Origin of the sequence: Tessaracoccus massiliensis (genome assembly GCF_000826065.2) — a bacterium.
GTDB classification, from domain to species: Bacteria; Actinomycetota; Actinomycetes; order Propionibacteriales; family Propionibacteriaceae; genus Arachnia; species Arachnia massiliensis_A.
The window spans coordinates 575,777-589,679 of sequence record NZ_LN623542.1 but is presented as its reverse complement, the minus strand read 5'-3'; the positions used below and the strand labels follow the sequence as shown (position 1 = coordinate 589,679).

Annotated in this window: 12 protein-coding genes and 1 pseudogene; 4 read left to right on the top strand and 9 right to left on the bottom strand. The window is 67.7% G+C overall.

The window, feature by feature from the left end:
* Positions 1-37: 37 nt before the first annotated feature.
* The 3 genes and pseudogenes from BN1186_RS09835 to BN1186_RS15545 form a co-directional block, all read right to left on the bottom strand.
* Positions 38-1,153 (bottom strand): annotated as a pseudogene (locus BN1186_RS09835) (IS256 family transposase); the annotation flags it as partial.
* A gap of 36 nt (positions 1,154-1,189) precedes the next feature.
* Complete coding sequence (locus BN1186_RS09830) at positions 1,190-2,542, bottom strand: IS256 family transposase (protein ID WP_040283806.1); 1,353 nt, start codon at positions 2,540-2,542, stop codon at positions 1,190-1,192.
* A complete protein-coding gene (locus BN1186_RS15545; protein WP_052460012.1) occupies positions 2,508-2,972 on the bottom strand; it encodes a hypothetical protein in 465 nt (154 codons plus the stop codon). The genes BN1186_RS09830 and BN1186_RS15545 overlap by 35 nt, the downstream gene beginning before the upstream one ends.
* Positions 2,973-3,310: 338 nt before the next feature.
* Between BN1186_RS15545 and BN1186_RS09820 the strand changes: the two genes are divergently transcribed.
* The gene (locus BN1186_RS09820) at positions 3,311-5,422 is read left to right on the top strand and encodes an alpha-galactosidase (protein WP_040283805.1); all 2,112 of its coding nucleotides are present in this window, start codon (positions 3,311-3,313) and stop codon (positions 5,420-5,422) included.
* A 185-nt stretch (positions 5,423-5,607) separates the two neighbouring features.
* Here BN1186_RS09820 and BN1186_RS09815 read toward each other — a convergent pair whose 3' ends face one another.
* From BN1186_RS09815 to BN1186_RS15540, 6 genes are all read right to left on the bottom strand, one after another.
* The gene (locus BN1186_RS09815; protein WP_052460011.1) at positions 5,608-6,534 is read right to left on the bottom strand and encodes a C40 family peptidase; all 927 of its coding nucleotides are present in this window, start codon (positions 6,532-6,534) and stop codon (positions 5,608-5,610) included.
* A 209-nt stretch (positions 6,535-6,743) separates the two neighbouring features.
* Positions 6,744-7,742, bottom strand: a complete 999-nt coding sequence (locus BN1186_RS09810; RefSeq protein WP_052460010.1) for a DUF808 domain-containing protein — start codon at positions 7,740-7,742, stop codon at positions 6,744-6,746.
* 87 nt (positions 7,743-7,829) lie between these two features.
* Positions 7,830-8,771, bottom strand: a complete 942-nt coding sequence (locus BN1186_RS09805; RefSeq protein WP_040283804.1) for a Sir2 family NAD-dependent protein deacetylase — start codon at positions 8,769-8,771, stop codon at positions 7,830-7,832.
* Positions 8,772-8,879: 108 nt separating this feature from the next.
* Positions 8,880-9,497 (bottom strand): DUF3618 domain-containing protein, encoded by a 618-nt coding sequence (locus BN1186_RS09800; RefSeq protein WP_040283803.1) that lies wholly within the window; start codon positions 9,495-9,497, stop codon positions 8,880-8,882.
* Complete coding sequence (locus BN1186_RS09795; protein ID WP_218975448.1) at positions 9,494-10,015, bottom strand: phage holin family protein; 522 nt, start codon at positions 10,013-10,015, stop codon at positions 9,494-9,496. The genes BN1186_RS09800 and BN1186_RS09795 overlap by 4 nt, the downstream gene beginning before the upstream one ends.
* Complete coding sequence (locus BN1186_RS15540) at positions 10,012-10,806, bottom strand: ATP synthase subunit B family protein (protein ID WP_052460009.1); 795 nt, start codon at positions 10,804-10,806, stop codon at positions 10,012-10,014. Before BN1186_RS15540 ends, BN1186_RS09795 begins: the two co-directional genes overlap by 4 nt.
* A 164-nt stretch (positions 10,807-10,970) precedes the next feature.
* Between BN1186_RS15540 and BN1186_RS09785 the strand changes: the two genes are divergently transcribed.
* The 3 genes from BN1186_RS09785 to BN1186_RS09775 all read left to right on the top strand — a co-directional run bounded on the left by BN1186_RS09785 (position 10,971) and on the right by BN1186_RS09775 (position 13,839).
* Complete coding sequence (locus tag BN1186_RS09785) at positions 10,971-11,750, top strand: fructosamine kinase family protein (RefSeq protein ID WP_040283802.1); 780 nt, start codon at positions 10,971-10,973, stop codon at positions 11,748-11,750.
* A 46-nt stretch (positions 11,751-11,796) separates the two neighbouring features.
* Positions 11,797-13,053, top strand: a complete 1,257-nt coding sequence (locus tag BN1186_RS09780) for a dicarboxylate/amino acid:cation symporter (protein WP_040283801.1) — start codon at positions 11,797-11,799, stop codon at positions 13,051-13,053.
* Positions 13,054-13,236: 183 nt separating this feature from the next.
* Positions 13,237-13,839, top strand: coding sequence for a DsbA family protein (locus BN1186_RS09775; RefSeq protein ID WP_180349057.1), 603 nt, complete (start codon positions 13,237-13,239; stop codon positions 13,837-13,839).
* The last annotated feature ends 64 nt before the right edge of the window (positions 13,840-13,903 follow it).

Below are 13,903 nucleotides of genomic sequence, written 5' to 3'. Positions count from 1 at the left end.
ACCGAGCTTGTCAAGTTGTCTGTGTAAGTGGTCGGTTTTAGATGGTTTGGGGGAATCGTTCGGGGTAGCGTAGGGCGAGTTCGTTGAGGGCTGTGGTCCAGCCTTGGACGGTGGCGCCTTCGACGAGTTTGGCCGGTGCGTTGCGGGGTTGGCCCTTGGGTCGGCCGGCTTGCTTCGCGCGTTCGCGGGCCCGTTTGTCTTCGATGTTGCGGATCGCGAGCCAGAGTAGTTTGACCACGGCTTGGTCGTTGGGGAACTGGCCGCGGTTCTTGATGATCTTGCGCATCTGGTAGTTCAAGCTCTCGATCGAGTTGGTGGTGTAGATCACCTTGCGGGTCGCGGGCCCGAAGTCGAGGAACGGGATGAACCGGTCCCAGGCGTCTTCCCACGTCTTGACCGCCATGGGATATTTACGGCCCAGGGTCGAGTCGGCGAACGCGGTCAGCGCCATCAGGGCGTCGTTGTCGTCGATGGCGGTGTAGATCGGTTTGAGCATCGCGGCGACGGCCTTGCGGTCCGAGTAGGACACGTAGCGCATCGAGGCGCGGATCAGGTGGACCACGCAGGTCTGGACCAGCGCGCCAGGCCAGGTCGCCTCGATCGCTTCGGGGAAGCCGGTGAGCCCGTCGCAACACACGATCAACACGTCCTGAACTCCGCGGTTAGCGAGCTGGGCGCATACCGCTGCCCAGAACTTGGCGCCTTCGCTCGCTTGGACCCAGATCCCCAGGACGTGTTTGATGCCGTCAAGGTCGACACCGACCGCGATGTGGGCATGCCGGTTGACGACCCGGTTCTGGTCACGGACCTTGACCACCAGTGCGTCGAGGTAGATCACCGGGTAGAACGCCTCCAAGGGCCGGTTCTGCCAGGCGGCGACCTCGTCGGCCACCGCTTCGGTTACATTCGAGATGGTCTCGTGTGACAAGTCGGTGCCCAACGTGGCGGCGAGGTGGTGTTGGATCTCGCGGATGGTCATCCCGCCGGCATACAGGCTGATGATCTGGTCCTCGAGCCCACCGAGGCGCCGTTGCCCGTTGGGCACCAGCCTGGACACGAACGTGGAGTTACGGTCCCGGGGCCGATCCAACTCGATGGGCCCGACTTCGGTGGCGACGGTCTTAGGTGTGGTGCCGTTACGCGAGTTGCCCGAACGAGCTTGTCAAGTTGTCTGTGTAAGTGGTCGGTTTTAGATGGTTTGGGGGAATCGTTCGGGGTAGCGTAGGGCGAGTTCGTTGAGGGCTGTGGTCCAGCCTTGGACGGTGGCGCCTTCGACGAGTTTGGCCGGTGCGTTGCGGGGTTGGCCCTTGGGTCGGCCGGCTTGCTTCGCGCGTTCGCGGGCCCGTTTGTCTTCGATGTTGCGGATCGCGAGCCAGAGTAGTTTGACCACGGCTTGGTCGTTGGGGAACTGGCCGCGGTTCTTGATGATCTTGCGCATCTGGTAGTTCAAGCTCTCGATCGAGTTGGTGGTGTAGATCACCTTGCGGGTCGCGGGCCCGAAGTCGAGGAACGGGATGAACCGGTCCCAGGCGTCTTCCCACGTCTTGACCGCCATGGGATATTTACGGCCCAGGGTCGAGTCGGCGAACGCGGTCAGCGCCATCAGGGCGTCGTTGTCGTCGATGGCGGTGTAGATCGGTTTGAGCATCGCGGCGACGGCCTTGCGGTCCGAGTAGGACACGTAGCGCATCGAGGCGCGGATCAGGTGGACCACGCAGGTCTGGACCAGCGCGCCAGGCCAGGTCGCCTCGATCGCTTCGGGGAAGCCGGTGAGCCCGTCGCAACACACGATCAACACGTCCTGAACTCCGCGGTTAGCGAGCTGGGCGCATACCGCTGCCCAGAACTTGGCGCCTTCGCTCGCTTGGACCCAGATCCCCAGGACGTGTTTGATGCCGTCAAGGTCGACACCGACCGCGATGTGGGCATGCCGGTTGACGACCCGGTTCTGGTCACGGACCTTGACCACCAGTGCGTCGAGGTAGATCACCGGGTAGAACGCCTCCAAGGGCCGGTTCTGCCAGGCGGCGACCTCGTCGGCCACCGCTTCGGTTACATTCGAGATGGTCTCGTGTGACAAGTCGGTGCCCAACGTGGCGGCGAGGTGGTGTTGGATCTCGCGGATGGTCATCCCGCCGGCATACAGGCTGATGATCTGGTCCTCGAGCCCACCGAGGCGCCGTTGCCCGTTGGGCACCAGCCTGGACACGAACGTGGAGTTACGGTCCCGGGGCCGATCCAACTCGATGGGCCCGACTTCGGTGGCGACGGTCTTAGGTGTGGTGCCGTTACGCGAGTTGCCCGAACCCCTCCCGGCAGGGTCGTTCTTCTCGTAGCCCAGATGAGAGGTCAGCTCCGCGCTCATCCCGCGCTCCAGCACGGACTTGATCAACTCGGGCAGGAACCCGCCCTCCCCGGTCAGCGAGATCCCCCGTTCGCTGGTCGAGGCCAACATCGCATCAAGCAGTTCGTCGTCGATCAACTCACGGCGCAACTGCCCGGCCTCGCTAACCGGCTTGTCGTTGTTCTTGGTCATAGTCATAGTCAATCTCCTTCAGATCGGCTTGACCTCTTACACAGACCATTTGACACCCCCCCGCGACCATCCCCGTGGCCTGACCCAGCCGGCCCAGCAGACGGCTGTTGACTGCCTGGAGTTGGGCCGCGGTCCCGGCCGTGGCTGAGCGTAGGAACGTGCCATACGTCGATGGTGCCCGCACCCCGTCAAACAGTTGTGTCATGGCCCCATGCCGCAGCATGTTGAGGTCATCGATACTGTCCGCGCCTGCCAGCATCCCGGCGATCACCCCGGCAGCCTTCAACGCATCGGTCGACGTCCTCGCCGTGAGATGCTCGACCAACAGGTCATGGAGCCCGGCCTGCTGCGCCAACCTCATCACCGGAACCAGCCCCGCTACCCCGACCAGCGACGCGTCATCGTGGCCCCGGCGAAGAATGTGAGATGCTTTCATCTAAGAAATGCCTTTTGTTCTTGGTAGAAGTGCGTTGTGGAAAACCCCATTCTCCCAAGTCAAAAGGCATTTCGCCTGCAACGCCGCACCACAGAACCCCACCACCACCGGTGGATCAAGGCTCAGGGACCGGCGAGACGTGAAGGAGGGTGGCCGGGCTCGGGGGTACCCCGCAGTGGAACAGGTGCTGAACTGCCTGCGGCGTCTTAGCTGAAGGGTTTCGTACCGTAGTCGGTACCAAACCCTTCAGCTAAACCAGACAGACACAGCAGCTCGGCGGAACGCACCTGCCCGGGAAACCGCTCTCGTGGCGGCAATGCTGATCCTAGGATGGCGCCATGATCACCATCCACCTGCGGGCCGACGACGTCTCGCTCCTTCTCGTCACCGACGGCGGGCTCCCCGAGGTCAGGCACTGGGGCGGCGACCTCGGCGCGCTCACCTACGACGACGTCGCCGCCCAACTCCGTGCCACCGCCTACACCGCCGAGCACAACAACATCCAGGCGCCGCTGCGCGTGGGGCTGCTGCCCGAGGCGCGGTTCGGCTGGGTGGGCACGCCCGGCCTGGTCGGGTCCCGACGCGGCCGCGGCTGGACTCCCGCCTGGCGCCTCGAGGCGGTCACCGTCGACGGGACCGCCGTCGGCGAGGGGCTCACGTCCGCGGGCCCGGCGGCCGTCGAGTTCCGCGCAACGGCCGACGACGCGGGCCTGGCGCTGAGCCTGCGCGTCGAGCTGTTGCCCGAGGGCCTGGTCAGGGCTCAGGCGAGCGTGACGAACACCGCCGACGACGAGTACACCGTCGACCAGCTCACCATCGCCCTGCCCATCCCGAACCGGGCCTCGGAGATCCTCGACTTCGGCGGCCGCTGGGGCCAGGAGCGCGTGCCCCAAAGCTTCGACCTGACGATCGGCACGCACCGGCGCGAGGGCCGCCGGGGCCGCACCGGCCCGGATTCGGCCTACGTGCTGAGCGCCGGCGAGAAGGGCTTCGGCTACGACACCGGCGAGATCTGGGGCGTCCACACCGCCTGGAGCGGCAACCACCTCCACCTCGCCGAGCGCGTGATGCCGGGCGTCCAGGTGCTGGGCGGCGGCGAACTTCTGCTGCCCGGCGAAGGCCTCCTGGCCGCGGGGGAGAGCTACACCTCGCCGTGGATCTACTTCAACCACGCGGTGGGGCTCGACGGCCAGGCCGGCCGCTTCCACCGCTACCTCCGCTCCCTGCCGGTTCACCCCGACAGCCCGCGCCCCGTGACGCTGAACTCGTGGGAGGCCGTCTACTTCAACCACGACGCCGGGCACCTGCGCGCCCTCGTCGACCGCGCCGCCGAGGTGGGCGTCGAACGGTTCGTGCTCGACGACGGCTGGTTCGGCGCCCGCCGCCACGAACGAGCCGGGCTGGGTGACTGGGTGGTCAGCCCGGACGTCCACCCCGACGGCCTGCATCCGCTCGTCAACCAGGTGCGCGGCCACGGCATGCAGTTCGGCCTCTGGTTCGAGCCGGAGATGGTCAACCCGGATTCCGACGTGGCCCGCGCGCACCCCGAGTGGATCCTGCAACCGGAGGGCAGGCTGCCCGCCGAGTGGCGCTTCCAGCAGGTGCTCAACCTCGCCGTCGACGGTGCCTACCGTCATGTGCGCGACCAGGTCTCCGCCATCCTCAGCGAGTACGCCGTCGACTATGTGAAGTGGGACCACAACCGCGACCTCATCGACGCGGGCTCCGCGGTGGACGGGGGCCGCCCGGGGGTCTCGGCGCAGACGCGGGCGTTCTACCGCCTGCTCGATGAGTTGCGCGAGCTCCACCCGGAGTGCGAATTCGAATCCTGCAGCTCAGGCGGTTCGCGGATCGACCTGGAGATCATGCAGCGCGCCGAGCGCGTGTGGGTCTCGGACAACATCGACCCGCATTCGCGCCAGAAGATGCTCTGGTGGACCGGGCAGTTGCTGCCGCTGGAGCTGATGGGCAGCCACATCGCCTCAGGCCTGTCGCACGTCACGGCGCGCCGGCACACCATCGACTTCCGCGCCGCCACCGCACTGTTCGGGCACCTCGGCATCGAATGGGACCTCACGCAGGTCAGCGACGAGGAGATGGAGCGGCTCAAGCTCTGGATCGGGGTCTACAAGCAGGCGCGTGGGCTGCTGCACACGGGTCGCCTGGTCCGCGTCGACATGGGACACCCGGACATGTACCTCAAGGGGGTCGTCAGCCCGGAACGGGCGCTGTTCAGCTTCGCCGTGCTCGACGAGCCGATGATGCCGGAGTTGGGCGAGATTCGGCTGCCCGGGTTGGAGCCTGACTCGCGCTACCGGGTCTCGCTCGTGGGCTTCGACTACGAGCTGGGCGTGATGACCGGCCGCCAGCTGTCGACGGCGGGGATCCGCCTGGCCGGGCGGCACCCCGACGTCGCGATGCTGATCGACGTCGATCGCGTCACTGCCTGAGCGTGAGCTCTGCGAGCGTCGAAGGGGCCCCGCAGTCTCCGTGACCCTGGCCACTGTGGTTGGGGTGCTGGTGATGTTGCGGGGGCCCTTCGTTGTGCCGGGCTCCTTCGTCGTCGCGCGGGGCGCGCTCAGGAACCGCAAACGCCCGCCCCCATGAGGGGCGGGCGTTCCTGAAGGCTTGGGAGTCAGCCGTTGACGACGCGGGTGGCGCCGGCGTACGGCATCGAGTTCAGCGAGGCGACGCGCACGCCGGTGCGCGGGTTGGCCGCGTCGACGATCTTGCCGTCTCCGATGTAGATGGCCACGTGACTGACGGGGCTGTAGTAGAACACCAGGTCCCCGGGCTGCAGCTCGCTCTTCGAGATCCGCTTGCCGGCACCCACCTGCGAGCGGGAGGAGCGGGGCAGGTCGATGCCCACCTGGCGGTACGCCCAGGAGGTGAGGCCGGAGCAGTCGAAGGCGTTGGGGCCGGAGTTCGCGTGGCGGTAGCTCGAGCCCACCTTGGACAGCGCGTACTCGACGACCTGCTGGCCGGTGGTGACATCCGGGATGGGCTTCTCGACGGGCACCCAGCTCAGCGCGGGGGCGGCGGCGGGGATGGACTTCACGGCCGGGACGCTCGCGGTGGAGAACTGCACGATGTTGTTGATGACCCACGACTTGGCCGTGGTGTAGGTGCCGGTGGCAGTCTCGATGGTGTGGGTCACCGCGTAGGAGCGGCAGGCGCCACGGCCGGTGGCGGCGGTGTCGCACTCGGTCTTCCAGCGGCGGCCGTCTTCGCCAACCCAGTCGCCGGTCTTGGCCAGCGGGTTGTCGCCCCAGGATGCACGGTCTGAGGGGAGGTAGGTCAGCGTGTTGAACACCCATCCATCGTGCGTGACGTAGCGACCCTTGTGGTTGACGACGCTGGTGGCCCAGATGTCGGTGCTGCAGCGCACGATGTCGCGGGAGTACATCTCGCACTCCGTCTTCCAGTAGCGACCGTTGACGAAGTGGTGCCCCGGCTGGGTGTACACGTTGGTGTCTGCCGCCTGGGCATTGCCTGCATAGGCCACGCCGAGAGTGACGCCCATGATGGTGACCACCAGCAGGTGGAGAACTCGCTTGAACATATCTGTGGGGGTGCCTTCCGAATGTCTGACCCCGGAATACTAAGCAGCAATCCTGAGAAATCCAAATCATCTTCTCAGGTTGTGCCCACTTCTGCACCCGTTTCCCACTAGGCTCTCGCGGCCAGGCTCACTGAGAGCGCTGAGAGGATCTCAGAATCCGCCAGGTTCCGGCGTGCGACGGTGGAGCATAGCGGGTGGGAGCGCGTGGGTCAGTGGGCCTCGGGGTCGCGGGTCGCGCTGGAGGGCACGACGGGGACGTCCTCGGCGGCGAGCTCGTCGTCCTCGTCGTGGTGCTTCTTACCGAAGGGCAGTAGGTGCATGATCACCACGAGGATGGCACCGAAGAAGATGCCCAGCAGCGCGGAGAAGAAGGTGTTGACCAGCCAGCCGACGAAGCCGCCAGCGGCAGCCGCTGCAGACTCCTCAAGACCGTGCACGAAGTTGTAGATGGGATGGAAGCCCAACTCGTGGATGCCGACCAGCAGGATGTGGCCGCCCACCCACAGCATCGCGGCGACACCCACGATGGACAGCACCTTCAACACGATGGGCATGGCCTTGACCAGGCCCTCGCCGAAGCCCTTGGTGCCAGGCCTGGCGGCGAGCTTGAGCCCGACGTCGTCCATCTTCACGATGATCGCCACCACGCCGTAGACCAGCGCCGTGATGCCGAACGCCACCACGACCAGCGCGCCCGCGCGCATCCAGAAGCTCAGATCCGTCAGCTCGTTGAGGGAGATGACCATGATCTCGGCCGAGAGGATGAAATCTGTGGTGATGGCGCCCTTGACCATGGCGTCCTCGGCGTCGCCGCCCTTCACCAGCGCTGGGGCCTTCTTCGCCTTCGAGTGCCCGCTCAGCGATTCCCAGATCTTCTCCACGCCCTCATAGGAGAGGTATAGACCGCCCAGCATCAGCAGGGGAGTGAGCGCCCAGCCTGCGAACTGGCTCAGCAGCAGGATGGCCGGGAGGATGAACAGCAGCTTGTTGCGGACGGAGCCCGCGGCGATCTTCCAGATCACCGGCAGCTCACGGTCCGGCGAGAAGCCGTGCACGTAGCGGGGGGTCACCGCGGCATCGTCCACGACGACGCCCACGGCCTTGGCCGACGCCTTGCCGGCCGCGGCCGCGACGTCGTCGACGGAGGCTGCGGCAGCGCGCGCGATCGCGGCGATGTCGTCGAGGAGGGCTGCGAGTCCGCCGGCCATGGGTGCCCCTTCCGAGAGCGTCAGTGTCGCGCTGATTCTAGGGCCAATGGGGTCACGACGTAACCGGTCCTTCGTCGCGGGCCATGCTCAGGGGCCGAGGAGGTGCACCCAGTGGCCGAGGATGTCCTGGAGCCGGCCGTGGAGGCGGAGAGTGGCCACGTCGTCGCCGCGGGTGGCGCCGTCGTTGGCGATGATCACATCCTTGCCCTCCCGGGCGGCGCGACGGGCGAACCGCAGCCCGCTCATCACCGTGAGGCTGGAGCCGAGCACCAGCAGCACATCGGACACGTCGAGGAGGCGGTTGGCCCGGGCCACCACGTCGCGGTGGGCGTTCTCGCCGAAGAACACGACGTCCGGCTTCAGCATCCCGCCGCAGATGGGGCATTCGGGGTAGACGAAATCCTGCGTGCGGTCCACCTCGGCGTCGCCGTCGGGCGCGGTGCTGGCGTCGGCCGCGAGCTGGTCCAGGTGCGCCGCGACTCCGGGGTTGAGGTGGAGGAACTGCTCCTGGAGGTCTCGCCGGTCGAAGATGTGGTCACATTCCAGGCACACCACGCGGTCGAGGTTGCCGTGCAGGTCGACGACGGGGTGCGATCCCGCCTCCTGGTGCAGGCCGTCGACGTTCTGGGTGATGATGCCCGTCAACGGCGTGAGCTCGCCGAGGCGGGCCAGGAGGTGGTGGGCCTCGTTGGGGCAGGCCGCGTCGAAGGACCGCCAACCGACGGTGGAGCGAGCCCAGTATCGACGGCGGCTGAGGTCTGAGCCCACGAACTCCTGGAACATCATGGGGGAGCGGGGCACGGCGTCGCGGCCGCGGTAATCCGGCAGCCCGGAGCCCGTCGACATGCCCGCGCCGGTGAGCACCATCGTGGGACGCCCGCGGAAGAGATCGGCGGCAGCGTCGAGGTCGTCGCGGTGGGACTGCCGCCCGAAGTCACCCGTGCCCGGACCCCACGCCGCGGTGTTGGGAAGGACGACGGCACCGTCGACAGCGGTGCGGAACCATCCCCCGACGTCGCGCCCAGTCATGGAGACAAGGGTAGTCAGACGAAGAAACCCGGTGAGCCGACCGTCAGGTTGACGGGAAGCTCGCCGGGTTTCGGCTCTGCTCGCAGAGCGCGCGGGCTCAACCAGCGATCAGAGGGGGTTGCGATCGTCGGAGCGGGCGTCGTCGACAGACTGCTGGGTCTGCGACTTCACATCGTCGACGGCGTGCTGAGCGTCGCCCTTCACATTCTGGGCACCGTCCTGAGCGGTGGCCTTGAGGGACTCGGCGGCCTCCTGGGCTGCGGGCTTCAGGTGGTCGACGGCCTCCTGGGCCATCTCCTTGGCCTCGGCCACGAGCGGCTGCGCCTGCTCCTTGGCCTGGTCCACCAGTTCCTGCTCCTTGCGGCTGGACGGGATCAGCCCGCCCACCAGGGCGCCGAGGCCGAAGGCGATCAGGCCGGCGGACAGCGGGTTGCCCTGCGTGTGGCGACGCACCTGGCGCGGCGCGTCCTGCACGGCCTGACCCGCGTCGTCGACGACGCCTGCGACGCGGTCGCGGGCGTCGCCCACCGCGCCGTCGTCGTACGGGTCGTACGGCGAGCCGAAGATGCGCTCCTTCACGCCGCGGGCGCTGTCCTTGACCTTGTCCACCTGGCGCTGGGCGACCTTCGCGGGGTTGCCGGAATCTGCCAGTGCGTTGACGTTGTTGCTGAGGTCTGTGCGGGTCCGCTCAATGTCACGGCGGATCTGCTCGGGGTTCTCGCTCATCGGTTCTTCTCCTCCTGGCCCGTTGCGGCGTTGGGAATCTTGCTCACGGTCTCGGTGGTCTTCGGCAGACCCTTGATCTTGCTCAGTTCGCCCTTGCCCGTCATGCCGAGCACGGCGGCGATGATGAGGTACAGCACGCCAACGATCAGGCCCGAAATGCCCAGCGCGGGCTCGGCGTAGCTCCCGATCAGGATGGCGAGGCCCCACCACGCGGCCAGGGACAGGAACAGCAGCCCCAGGTAGCCGGCGATGGCGGCGCCCGACAGGAGGCCCGCGCCCTTCCCGGCCCTGGAAGCCGACTGCTTGACCTCGGCCTTGGCGAGCTCCACTTCCTGACGGATCAGGGTGGAGGCGTTGTCCAGCACGTCGCTGGCGATCTCCCCCAGCGAACGCGGGTCTGCTTCACGGTGGTACTGGCCCACGTCGTCGAATGCCGCCGCCGGAGCGTGATCCCCCATCTCAGGGGCGATCTCGTCGGCGTGCTCCACCCGACGGGCCATGTCGGGGGTGTGACTCATACGTTCCCCTGCCACGGGTTCGGGTTGGGCTGCGCACCCGGCCCGGGCACGGGCGGCTGGCCCGGGACCGGCGGGACGGGATTGGCCAGGCCCGGGGTGGTGGGCTGACCGTAGTCGTCACCGAAGTGCTCCTCGCGGGGCGCGTTCAACGCATACGGATCGCGGCCGACGGCGGGGCGGGCCTCGTCGTAGCCGTAGGTGTCGCGGGGGAGCTGCGGGGCGTCGTCGGCATTGGCGTCGCGCAGGCTGCGCGCCACCCGGCCGGCGATCAGGCCGGCGCCGGCGGCGATGGCCAGGAACGTCCACGGGTTGCGCGCGGCGTAGCGGCGCACGCTGGTGAGCACCTGATCCGGCTCGTTGTCGCGCAGCCAGGTGGAGGCCTTACGGCCCCAGTCGTGGGCGTCGCCCGCGAAGTGGGTCAGCGGGCCGTCGGATTCGGTGTTGGCCGACAACACGCCGAGCTCCTCGGCGAACGCGTCGACGGTGTCGGCGAGCTTCGCCTGGAGGGTGCCTGCCTGCGAGCGCAGTTCGCCGACGCTCTCGTCGAGCAGGCGGCGACCCTGGTGTTTCGCCTCGTCGGCGACCTGGGCGGCCTCGGCCTTAGCGGTGTCGAGCACGTCGCGGCCGGCGTCCACTGCGGTGTCCTTCACGTCACCGGCAGGGCCCTTGAGGGAATCGGCGGCCTGCTCGGCGCGTCCGGGGGTGTCGGCGTCCGCGTCGAAACCGGTGTAGCCGGAATCTGCGGGCACCTGAGGCTCGTCGGGTCGAGGTTCGAAGGTTGGGGACGACATCAGGAGGGCTCCTCTCGTTGGTCTCCTGCGGCCATTGGACCGCACCTTCAACAGTAACGAGCCGGTAACGGTGCTTGCCAGGCCCAAACGGGTGTAAAACCACCTGCTGCGGATCCGCTACCGTACGCGCGCGGCGGAGGCGGACGGCTCGCTACCGTGGGGTCATGGAGACCTTCAGGAAGACGGGCAGCCGCCGCGCGATCGCCACGGAGGTCGCCTCCTTGCGCTGGCTGCAGGACGCTGGACCCGACGGCGCCGCCGTCGCCGACCTGGTCGATTCCGGCGGCACGTGGTTGGAGACGAGGTTCCTGGATTCCGCGTCGCCGTCGTGGGAGGATGCCGCGGAGTTCGGTAGGCGGCTGGCGCACACGCACGCAGCCGGCGCGCGGTGGTGGGGCGAGGCGCCGCCCGGGATGGACCCGGCAGATTTGGTCACCGCGGAGTTGCCCACCCCCGCCGCCGCGGAGCCGTCGTGGGGAAGTTTCGGCGAGTATTACGCCGAGGCGCGCCTGCGGCCGTATGTGGCGCAGGCCGGTTCGCTCGACGCCGACGACGCAGCGCTGCTGCACCGGGCCTGTGACGCCGTCGCCTCGGGTCGCTTCGACCATCCGCAGCCGGGGCTGTGTAGGGAGGTCGCCCGCATCCACGGCGATCTCTGGGGAGGCAACGTGGTGTGGTCCCGCGCTGATGGTGGCGCCGTCGGCACGCTCATCGACCCCTGCGCCAACGGCGGGCACGCGGAAACCGACCTGGCGGAACTGGCGCTGTTCGGCTCTCCGCACCTGGAGGCCACCGTCGCCGGCTATCAGGAGGTCAGCCCGCTGGCCGACGGATGGCGGGAGCGGGTACCCCTCCACCAGCTGCACATGCTGTTGGTGCACGTGGCGCTGTTCGGCGGCGGCTACGTGCGGCAGGCCCTTTCGGTGGCGCGGCGTCTCCTATAGGGAGAAACGGCAGAATTCAAGGGCTCGGCGGGAGTAACTTTCTCCCATGAGTGCTGAGACCGCCGAGCCGCGCAGGTTCACCTTCGGGTTGCTGCCCCGCATCGTCGTCGCCATCGTGCTGGGCGTGCTGCTGGGCTTCGTGTTGCCGGATTGGGCCACCCGCATCTTCGTGACGTTCAACGGGCTGTTCGGCCAGTTCCTGGGCTTCGCGATCCCGCTGATCATCCTCGGACTCATCGCCCCGGCCATTGCCGACCTGGGGCGCGGGGCCGGCAAGTGGCTGGCCATCACCGCAGGTATCGCCTACCTCTCCACGCTCATCGCCGGCCTCATGGGCTACGGGGCCTCAATGCTGGTGCTGCCGCGGGTGCTGCCGTCGGAGGGCGCAGAGTCGCTGACCAACCCCGAAGAGGCGCTGCTCAGCCCCTACTTCGAACTGCCCATCCCGCCGCTGTTCGGCGTGACCACCGCCGTCGTGCTGGCCTTCGTGGTGGGCATCGCGCTGACCGCCATCCGCGCCGGAGGCCTGCTGCGCGGCTTCCGCGAACTGCGCGAGCTGGTCAACTGGGTCATCGCCAAGATCATCCTGCCCCTGCTGCCCCTCTACATCTTCGGCATCTTCCTCAACATGACGCAGGGCGGCCAGGTGGCCACGGTCATCGTCACGTTCCTGGGCGTGGTGGTGTTCGTGTTCATCCTGACCTGGATCATGCTGGTGCTGCAGTTCATGGTGGCCGGCGCCGCCGTCGGCAAGAACCCCTTCAAGATGCTGGGCACCATGCTGCCCGCCTACGCGACGGCGCTGGGCACCTCATCGTCGGCCGCCACCATCCCGGTGACGCTGCGCTGCACCCTGAAGAACGGTGTCTCGCAGCCCGTGGCTGCGTTCGCCGTGCCGCTGTGCGCCACCATCCACCTGGCCGGCTCGATGATCAAGATCACCTGCTTCGCCATCGCGGTGATGATGCTCTCGGGCATCTCCGTTGAGCCCGGCCTGATCATCGCCTTCATCTTCATGCTGGGCATCATGATGGTCGCTGCCCCCGGCGTCCCCGGCGGCGCGATCATGACGGCCGCCGGCCTGCTGTCGTCGATGCTGGGCTTCACCGAGGCGCAGGTGGGCCTGATGATCGCCACCTACATCGCCATCGACTCCTTCGGCACCGCCACCAACGTGACCGGCGACGGCGCCATCGCCGCCATCGTCGACAAGTGGGTGCGCTCGTCGAAGGGCCAGGCGGAGTTCGCTGAGGAGAGCGCCGAGCGCGCCGAGGTCGAGGCCTCCGACGCCCTCGCCGGCTGAGCCGCTGGTTGAGCCGGTCGCCGCGAGGTACGAGCGGCGTGACCGTGTCGAAACCGGGCGCGTTTCAGGCAAGGGTGCTTGAAGGCTTGGCAGTTTCGACACTGCTCGCTGCGCTCGCAGGCTCAACCAGCGTGATGCTGCGCTCGCAGGCTCAACCAGCGCGTGATGCGGTGAGATGGGACCATGACAACCGATGTTGACTTCTGGTTCGATCCCATCTGCCCCTGGGCCTGGATGACCTCCCGCTGGATGCTGGAGGTGGAGAAGGTCCGCGACGTGAAGGTCACCTTCCACGTGATGAGCCTCTCGGTCCTCAACGACGGCCGCGACCTCCCCGACAGCTACCGCGACCTCATGGACCGCGCCTGGGTGCCCGCCCGCGCAGCGCTCCTGGTGGAGCAGCGCCACGGCTCCGAGAAGCTGCGCGAGTTCTACACCGAACTCGGCACCCGCTTCCACCCCAACGAGGAGGAGGTCACGCCCGAGACGGTCAAGGACGCCCTGGCCACCGTCGGCGCGGATGCGGACATCATCGACATCGCCCAGACCGGCGACATCGACGACGACCTGCGCCGCTCGCACCACGAGGGCATGGACCCCGTCGGCGACGAGGTGGGCACCCCCGTGGTGCGCGTCAACGGCATGAGCCTGTTCGGGCCCGTCATCTCGCCCGCGCCGAAGGGCGAGGAGGCCGGCGAGCTGTTCGACGGCTTCGTGAAGGTCACCGCCTACCCGGGCTTCTTCGAGCTGAAGCGCACCCGCAACGTGGGCCCCATCTTCGACTGACGGTCCCCTGACGAAGGGCACCCGCAGCCAATCCCACACCTCAACCACAGTGGTGGAGGCCAAA